The sequence below is a fragment of the Shewanella saliphila genome (assembly GCF_014648295.1).
In the GTDB taxonomy this organism is placed as follows: Bacteria; Pseudomonadota; Gammaproteobacteria; order Enterobacterales; family Shewanellaceae; genus Shewanella; species Shewanella saliphila.
In genome coordinates, this window is sequence record NZ_BMQV01000078.1 from 1 (window position 1) to 7676 (window position 7676).

A 7676-nucleotide genomic window follows, 5' to 3' on the forward strand; every position below is an offset into this window, starting at 1 on the left:
GGCTTGCTTGAGGATAGCCAAGATTTGGCTGTCGCTAAATTTTGATGTTTTCATGCAGAATCTCCCTGCGTATATAGTACGAGAAAATTCTACTTTTGAAATCAGCTTTTTTTAGGGGGGATTACCTAAATAGTTAAAATAGTCGCTTAAAATCAGGCAGTTGAAGGGCTTTGCATCTTAAGGGTCTGCAATTGCTAGCTAAGATTGACTTTATTTCTGAAGTTGAAAAAGCTCAATCATTATGAACTGATTTCATTTGGGGCGCAGCTTGGTTTTAAAGCCCACGTCTTTTATAAACATCAGGGCAGCACAACCAATTCTAGCGGTAAATGAGCGCATCAAAAGCAACGATAAGAGTGAGAGTGTTGTACAGAAAACTTAGGCCAAAAAGCCTTCGGTGAGCAGAGTATTACCTTGACTCACCGGGAGCGTCCATATGGCCATGTTTTGTTTGCATCAATAAATATTAGGACAACTCTGCAAATGGGTTGTCCTTTTTTGATCCTAATAGCCAATTGCATCATCAAATTGGCTATTAGTGCATTTAACTTTCCACAATGACATTTACATTGTAATCGGTATGTTAATGATTTTAATCGTTTAAGTCGGTTGGTTACTCACCAATTTTCAGGCTGCTTCAAATTCCCTTAATTAAAATATGGTTAATTGATTTGAAATTCATCCACTTACATTTTTTTGAGGTTAGAGGTACTTAATTTAGTTTATGCTTAAAAAGTATTGCGAATAAGATGAGTTATCATTATCATTCCCTTATTATTTTTGTAATAAGTTATTAACATTTTGGCTTTTAGCCGGTGGCTTTTATATCAGGGGAATAATATGCAACTTAATAAAACAGTTTTAGCGACGACTATCGCACTTTCATTAGGCTTACTTACCGCATGTGGCGGTTCAGATTCAGACTCATCAGATACTGGCACAACGCAGCCAACGAATTCTGCGCCAACGGATATCTCTCTTACTGATTCTAGCGTTGATGAAAATATGGCGGGTGCCACTGTAGGTACGTTATCTGCTACTGATAGTGACTCTGGTGATTCACATACTTTCACCTTAACCAGTGATCAGTTTGTTATTGACGGCACAACGCTAAAATTGATGGATGACGTAACGTTAGATGCTGATTCTGCTGAAACCACAGAATTTACCTTAACTATTACAGCAACCGATGCTGATGGTGCAACATTCAGTAAAGATCTTACTGTGACAGTTAACGACATCATGGATCGTTATACTTTCGACAGTAAACTGAATGATGGCGAATCAAGTGTTTCATACACTGGCCAAACGGCACGTCACATTTTAATTGCCGAATTAAACCAATACATTTCTTCTACATTAGAAGCTGAAATTGATAGCAACGAATTAGCAACTAAAGATGAGGTATTGGCAAAACTTAACTACTTCTTCAACCCAGATGAAGAAACACAATACCCTGATTTACCAATTACTTTCTTCGATAATTCCAAAGACGGATTACTGTCAGATATTACCGGTTATAAAAACCTAACGGGTAAAGTTGCTGGTAATGATACAGGCGGACAGCACGAAGATTGGAACAATGGCGCATTTGCTGGTTGGGGCGCTAAAGGCTCAACAACACCTTCAGCATTAATCGACACATTATTTGATCGTTTAGCTGATAACGCTGTCGCTAAAATTAATGGTGAAGTTCGCCAAGATGTATTGGGTAATGACATCTCAAAAGTGTACCTTGATGAAGACGGTGTCGATTTAGCGCAGTTGATTCAAAAATTCCTACTTATGTCGATCACCTACTCTCAAGCTACAGATGATTACTTTGGTGTAGACACTGAAGGGAAAGGTTTAACAACAGACAATATTAACCCTGCTAGTGATGGCGCAGCCTATACCAACCTTGAACATCAGTTTGATGAAGGTTTTGGTTATTTTGGTGGGGCACGTAACTACCTTGAATACAGCGATGTAGAAATTGCCGGTAAAGTGACTGAAGATGAAGGTCGTGCTGACTGGAATGGTTCTCAAGACACGGATGGCGACGGCAAAATTGATTTACGTTCAGAGTATAACTTTGGCCAATCTGTCAATGCTGCAAAACGTGACTTAGGAACAGCAGATAACGCTATGCCTACGGATTACACTATGCAAGCAATGGAAGCCTTTATTGCTGGTCGTAAAATCATTAATGACAATGTTGGTAGCGCATTAACTGATGCTCAAATGACAGAGCTTGAAACCCATGCAATGGCAGGTGTTAAAGCTTGGGAAAATGCTATCGTTGCTACTGTTATTCATTATATCAATGATGTTTCAGCAGATTTAGAGCCACTAGCAACAGATGGTGACAGCGCTGATTTCAATTACGATGACTTATCAAAGCATTATTCTGAAATGAAGGGCTTTGCACTGGGTTTACAGTACAGTGAGTACGGCGTAATCAGTGATGAAGATTTTGAAACCATGCATGATTTATTTGGTATGGCACCAGAATTAACCGGTGATGTTGACGGCTATATTGCCGATTTAGAAGCGGCCCGTGATATTTTACAAGCAAGTTATTCTCTTGATGCTGATAACGTTGCTAACTGGTAAGTCCTATTGTGATATGACCTCATAGAGGTTAAAAAGCTTGGCGTTGAAAAACGCCGAGCTTTTGTCGTTTTTAGAGTAAGGAAATTTTATGAAACCACAGCATTCATTTTCAGCATTATTTTTAGCCATTAGTGCGACATTTTTAGTGGGTTGTAATGAAAGCACAAGCAGCGATGCAGGTGCCGATTACGGTAATAATGGTGATACTTCATCAGATTTTGATCAGCGCGCATTAATTACTAATATCGTCGATGGCGTTATAACGCCGACTTTCCAGCAATTTGCTGCGAAAAGCTTAACCCAAGCAAACGAAATCGAAGCACTTTGTGTTGCTGAGTTAGGCAATCAACAAGGTTCGGTTGATGCAGCTGGATTGCAAACCGCCACAGAAATTGCACAACAAGGTTGGCGCTCTGCAATGGACCAATGGCAGCGCGTTGAAATGATGCAAATAGGGCCATTATTAAATGATGATGGCGCATTGAGAAACAAAATATATTCTTGGCCAGTGATGAGTCGTTGTGGTGTCGATTTAGATGTCGTTTCTTATGAAAATAACGATATTAATGGTGTGCCTTATGATATTTCAGCGCGTACACCTGCTCGAAAAGGCATGATAGCGCTAGAGTATTTATTGTATAACCCAAGTCTAGAGCATAGCTGTACAGGAAGTGTCACCCCAGAAGGTTGGGATAACCGCACAGATGAGTCTCGCCGTCTTGCCCGTTGTGAGTTTGCCGCAGAGGTCGCTCGCGATATCAATGTGAATGCAAACGTATTAGTCACTGAGTGGAGTGGTGATGATGGCTACGCAGCCACGTTAAAATCCGCTGGTGAAACGGGTAGTAGCTTTGCGACGGTTCATGCAGCCGTGAATAAGCTCAGCGATGCATTATTTTATATCGACAGTGTCACCAAGGACGGCAAGATAGCAACGCCACTGGGTTACTTTGCCAATACCTGTGGTACCAGTGTTTGTCCGCAAGATGTTGAATCTCCTTTATCAGCTTACTCCATAGAAAATATTGCCAATAACCTCATTGCTCTCAAAGCTCTGTATGAAGGCGAAGATGGTTTGGGTTTTGATGATTATTTAGTCGATGAAAACGATGCAGCTACAGCAACGCTTATCACCCAAAGCCTTGATGCAGCAATCGCCAATGCGCAAGCTTATCAGCTGAGCCTAGCTGAAACATTAACAGCCGATGAGCAGCAAGTTATTGATACTCATTCGGATGTTAAAGCTGTCACCGATACGCTTAAATCAGATTTTATCAATACCTTAGCTTTAGAGTTACCACAAACATCAGCTGGAGATAATGATTAATGAACCGTTTATTAATGACTAAAAAGCTGGCGTTAGTGTTGGCGATACAATCTTCTTTGCTTAGTTACAGTGCTATTGCTGCTGAAGATGAAGAAAAGGCCACTAGCAACGATAGCTATATGGAACAAATGCAAATTATCGGCCGCGACCAAAGCTTAAATAAAGCCACAGGCTCAGCGACGTTAATTGATGAGTTAGCGCTAGAGCAATTCAAATTTGATGATATTAACCGGGTGTTATATAGCGTGCCTGGGGTCAATATTCGTGAAGAAGACGGTTATGGTTTACGACCAAATATTGGTTTTCGTGGCGCGACACCTGAACGTAGTAAAAAAATTAATATCATGGAAGATGGCGTGCTCATCGGCCCTGCACCCTATTCTGCGGCTTCAGCTTATTATTTCCCAATGACGGCAAAAATGACCGCGATTGAAGTATTTAAAGGCCCTGCTGCGATTAAATATGGCCCTAATACCGTTGCGGGTTCGCTCAACATGGTGACACGCGCTGTACCGCAAGACGCTGAAGGATTAATTGATGTTTCAACAGGAACCGATGGCTTGATGAAAGCTCACGGTTACTATGGTGATACTATTGATAACTTTGGTTTTTTAATTGAAGGTATTCACATGGAGGCCGACGGTTTTAAAGAACTTGATGGCGGCGGTGATACTGGATTTGAAAAAAATGATGTCATGGCTAAATTACGCTACAACCTTGATGGCGATACTGTCGATCAAGTGTTCGAGCTAAAACTGGCTTATGCTAACGAAACCTCAGATGAAACCTACCTAGGTTTAAGCGATGACGATTTTGCAGCTAACCCCAATAGACGATATGTGGCGAGCCAATTGGATAACATGGATTGGACTCATACCCAGTTCCAGTTAAATCACTTTGTTACCAATGAACATTTTGAGTTGACCACACGAGTGTATCGCAATGACTTTGAACGTGCATGGTATAAGGTTAATGGCTTTAAAGGCGGTTTAGTTAGTCGTAGTTTACAAGAGATCTTAGCCGATCCTGATAAAGACGAGACTAACCAACGTTTTTATCAAATATTAACCGGACAAGAAGATAGCGTTGCTGAATATGAAAAAATGACCTTAGGTAATAACGACCGAACTTATTTTACCCAAGGTATTCAGGCTGATTTGAACTGGAATATGGATTTACTGGGCTATAACAACCATTTTGAGGTTGGGGCACGCTTCCATCAAGATCAAATCGAACGCGATCACACCACTGATGATTATCTAATGCGCAGTGCAAATTTAGTGACAGACGGCGAGCCAACTAAAGCGTCGACCACTGACAGAGAAAGCACAGATGCCATTTCAATCTATTTCCAAGATACCATTAGCATTAATGCATTAGATATTACTGCGGGTGTTCGTGGTGAGTTTATTGATGCGGAATATCAAAATCGTGCGCCAGGAGCTGGGGAAGACTACTTAAATAAAGAGACCAGCATTTGGTTACCTAGCTTAAGTTTATTCTATGCCTTGTCAGATGAGGCGGGATTATTATTTGGTGTGCACGAGGGCTTTTTGCCTACTAGTCCAAAACAAGACCCGTCTATTGAGACCGAAAGCAGTGTTAATTATGAGTTAGGTGGCCGTTATAATGACGGTAACTTTAATTTAGAAGTTATCGGCTTTTTTAATGACATTAGTAACCTAAAAGAAGGTTGTCAGTTCTCAAGTTGTGGTAGCGATGATGATACTGAATTTAATGGCGGCGAAGTTGATGTCATTGGTTTGGAGCTAACTTCAGGCTACGCGTTTAATATTAATGATAGCTTAGAGCTTCCTATTTCAGTTTCTTATACCTATACCGAGTCAGAATTCAAAACGAGCTTTAGTTCAGGCTTTGATATGTGGGGCGAAATTGAAGCAGGTGATGAATTACCTTATCTACCCGAGAATCAAGTTTCATTGAATTTAGGCTTAGTAAGCAACCAGTGGGACGTTAATATGATTGTCCGCTACATTGGTGAAATGTTGGAAGCATCAGGGGAAGGTGTGGTGCTTTCTGGCAGTAAAACTGAAGCGTTAACTGTGGTCGACATGTCTGCAAGCTATAACTTCAATGAATATGGCCTAGTGTATGTCAAAGCGGATAACGTATTTGATACTCAAGAGATTGTTAGTCGTAGACCTTATGGCGCAAGACCGAGTAAACCGCAGCAATTTCAAATCGGTTATCAGTATCGTTTTTAAGCTTTATTCGATAATGTATTGCTCACGATGGATTTAAATGAATCGTGAGCAATAAGTGGTTTCGAACTTGAGGTCAGAATGTCAGTGGTAGAGTTTTTATCGAGTAATTTTGTCGAATTAATAGGGTATCCATTAGATGCAAATAAGCGCATTTTTGGACTATACCTTGTTGGTGCAATTTTGCTGGCTATCCCTGTTTACTGGCGAATGAAAACAGCTAAATCAGTGCTTGGCTTTGGTCGGTTCTTGTTTCCCAAACACATTTACTTATCTCGCTCAGCTCAACATGATTACTTACTTTTAGTATGTAATAAGCTGATAAAGGCTATCTTATTTGCACCGCTGTTATTTACTATGGTGCCTATCGCGTTAGGGCTAAGTGATTTTTTAGAGCTGTTGTTTACGCCTATTGAACCATTGACGCAAAACCTGACAATTATCATCACTGTATTTACGATTTTATTATTTATTCTTGATGATTTAACCCGCTTTTTGCTTCACCTTGCACTGCATAAAATTCCCTTTTTGTGGGAATTTCATAAAGTACATCACTCGGCGTCTGTGATGACGCCATTTACCATTTACCGCACTCACCCCGTTGAAAGTTATTTGTATGCTTGCAGAATGGCGTTGACCCAAGGGATTGCTGTAGGCATTGGTTATTACTTATTTGGCCCCAATTTAAAAATGTTTGATGTGCTTGGTGCTAATGTATTTGTGTTTTTATTTAATGTGTTTGGTTCAAACTTACGTCATAGTCACATTTGGCTGTCTTGGGGGGATAAGATTGAAAACTGGTTTATCAGCCCAGCTCAGCATCAAATTCATCATTCCATTGCAAAAGAGCACCGCGATACAAATCTCGGCTCTGCATTATCGCTATGGGACAAACTTTATGGCAGTTTAATTAAAGCATCTAGTGTTAAAAGCTTAACCATAGGTGTTTCAGGTCAACCAGGACATGACACGTTAATGGGGATTTATATTAACCCTTTCAAACACGCTTTTGGTCACTTAAGGCAGATTGTTAAGCCTAAAAAAGTATCCAAGACGAACCGCCCCCCCCATAATTAATCAGCAATGCCTAATGAAAATTTTTGAGTGTTAGTCTTGAATTTTTAGGAGAGATAGCTTGCTTGTAATAAAGAGGAACCCGTGAGTTAAATCTCTATCTTCCGCCAAAATAAAAAGGCCTTAGGTTTGTCAATTTGGCATTTTGCATATGGTCTTGGATTTTGAGGAGGGATAGCTTGCTTGTAATAAAGAGGAACCCAGGGTTTAAATCTCTATCTTTCGCCAAAACAAAAAAGCCTCATCATTTCTGATGAGGCTTTCTCGTTAAATGTGGCGGAGGGATAGTGATCTTTTATAAAGAGGAACCCGTGGGTTCAAATGTTACGAATACAAAAATGTATGGTCCGCCTCGTTATTGCAAATGATATTTTCGATAACGAGGTTGGTTTGCGCTAATGTATTCGGAGTCTTCATTAGGTGCTTTACCACCCGCTCCACGATGAGTTCCGCGCTAG

Annotated in this window: 4 protein-coding genes; all 4 read left to right on the forward strand. The window is 40.4% G+C overall.

The annotated features are described in order from the left end of the window. Window positions 1-840 precede the first annotated feature (840 nt). Window positions 841-2595, forward strand: a complete 1755-nt coding sequence (locus tag IEY48_RS19930; RefSeq protein WP_188923297.1) for a DUF4856 domain-containing protein — start codon at window positions 841-843, stop codon at window positions 2593-2595. Window positions 2596-2683: 88 nt separating this feature from the next. After that, on the forward strand, window positions 2684-3922 hold the full coding sequence (locus tag IEY48_RS19935) for an imelysin family protein (RefSeq protein ID WP_188923298.1): 1239 nt from the start codon (window positions 2684-2686) through the stop codon (window positions 3920-3922). Further along, on the forward strand, window positions 3922-6147 hold the full coding sequence (locus tag IEY48_RS19940) for a TonB-dependent receptor family protein (protein ID WP_229786605.1): 2226 nt from the start codon (window positions 3922-3924) through the stop codon (window positions 6145-6147). The genes IEY48_RS19935 and IEY48_RS19940 overlap by 1 nt, the downstream gene beginning before the upstream one ends. A gap of 84 nt (window positions 6148-6231) precedes the next feature. Continuing rightward, window positions 6232-7221, forward strand: a complete 990-nt coding sequence (locus IEY48_RS19945; protein WP_188923300.1) for a sterol desaturase family protein — start codon at window positions 6232-6234, stop codon at window positions 7219-7221. Window positions 7222-7676: the final 455 nt, after the last annotated feature.

What these genes read in the sequence shown, in the direction of transcription:
- IEY48_RS19935 (WP_188923298.1), top strand. Translation starts at nt 2,684, where the DNA reads ATGAAACCACAGCATTCATTTTCAGCATTATTTTTAGCCATTAGTGCG.
- IEY48_RS19930 (WP_188923297.1), top strand. Translation starts at nt 841, where the DNA reads ATGCAACTTAATAAAACAGTTTTAGCGACGACTATCGCACTTTCATTA.
- IEY48_RS19940 (WP_229786605.1), top strand. Translation starts at nt 3,922, where the DNA reads ATGAACCGTTTATTAATGACTAAAAAGCTGGCGTTAGTGTTGGCGATA.